1 protein-coding gene is annotated in these 1580 nt (G+C 60.0%); it reads left to right on the top strand.

What is annotated here, in order from left to right; translation table 11 throughout:
* Positions 1-70: 70 nt before the first annotated feature.
* Positions 71-1580 (top strand): IS3 family transposase gene (locus tag P0D89_RS52750; protein WP_408379589.1). Its coding sequence is split into 2 segments (ribosomal slippage), with 1511 coding nucleotides annotated over them: positions 71-551 and positions 551-1580; the frame shifts between segments, so codons are not numbered across the junction. This gene is flagged as partial in the annotation.

Consider the following 1580-nt stretch of genomic DNA (forward strand, 5'->3'; position numbering starts at 1 on the left):
CCCCCTGCGTCACAATAGATGTCGCCTCTGAATTTTCTTGATTTAAAGAGATCAGAGGTGCAAGTTGATGGTGAAACAAACGTATTCTGTCGAGTTTAAAGAGCAGGCGCTATTGAAGGTCTTTCACCGCGGAAGTCGCACCATCGGATCCGTGGCCGATGAATTGAACATGAACGTAATGACCTTGAAGAACTGGATGAAAGGTGCCGCTGCATCGACCCGGGGCGATGGATCCGGACACGCAAAACGTCCGGAAGACTGGTCGTTGGAAGAGCGCCTGCTGGCCTTGCAGCAGAGCCATGGGCTGGTCGACGAGGCCCTGAACGCGTGGTGTCGTGAACGGGGCCTGTTTGTCCATCATCTCGAGCAATGGCGCGCGGACTTCTGCGCCGCCGGCGGGACCGGAGGCCGGCGCGAGAGCGCCCAGGAAGTCCGTGAACTGAAGCATGCCAATATGCAACTGCAGCGCGAATTGAACCGCAAGGAGAAAGCGCTGGCTGAAGCCGCGGCGCTGCTGGTGCTGCAAAAAAAGTATCGTGCGCTGTTCGGGGACGAGGCCGAATGACGGCCCTCGAAGAGCGCAAAACATTGATTGGTTTGATCAGCGAGGCGACCATGGGCGGTGCTCGCCAGGCACGCGCGTGTGAGGTGCTGGGGCTGAGCGCCCGGACGGTACAGCGCTGGCAGGGCGCAGAGCCTGACGCGGTGGATGGGCGCTCGTTACGCTGCTTTGAGCCACCTCACAAGCTGAGCGCTGCCGAACGTGCCGAATTGCTGGCTGTCGCGAACTCAGCCGAATTCGGTCATCTGCCGCCGAGCCAGATCGTTCCACGCCTGGCTGACCAGCAACGCTACATCGCCTCGGAATCGACCTTCTACAGGGTACTGCGCGAGGAGAAGCAACTCGCACACCGGCGCAGTGAACGCCCGACGACCGTGCGCAGCAAGCCGCGCGCGGTCTGTGCCGACGCGCCGAACCAGCTCTACAGCTGGGATATCACTTACCTGCCGGCGGCGGTTCGTGGGCAGTATTTCTATCTGTATCTGTTTATGGACGTGTTTAGCCGCATGATTGTCGGCTGGCAGGTCTATGCCGAAGAGAGCAGCGCCCAGGCCAGCGAGGTACTCAAGGATCTCTGTGCGCGTGAAGCAATACAGCCCAACCAGGTCATTCTGCATTCCGATAACGGTGGTCCGATGAAGGGCGCCACGATGCTGGCCACCTTGCAGGCGCTGGGCGTTATGCCGTCATTGAGTCGTCCGGGCGTGAGCAACGACAATCCCTATTCGGAATCGTTGTTCAAAACGCTGAAGTACCGGCCCGCTTATCCGCTGGAGGCGTTGTTCGATACCCTGTTCGCCGCACGTACCTGGGTTGCCGGGTTGGTGCGCTGGTACAACCACGAACATCGTCACAGCGCGATCCGGTTCGTGACGCCAGCCCAGCGTCATGCCAATCTCGATCAGGACATCCTGGATCGACGTGCAGCGCTCTACGAGACTGCACGGCAGCGTAACCCGCTGCGCTGGAAAGGCCCCACCCGCAACTGGAAGCGCATACATGCCGTGCATCTGAATCC

The sequence above is a fragment of the Paraburkholderia sp. RL18-085-BIA-A genome (assembly GCF_046027075.1).
Lineage (GTDB): Bacteria > Pseudomonadota > Gammaproteobacteria > Burkholderiales > Burkholderiaceae > Paraburkholderia.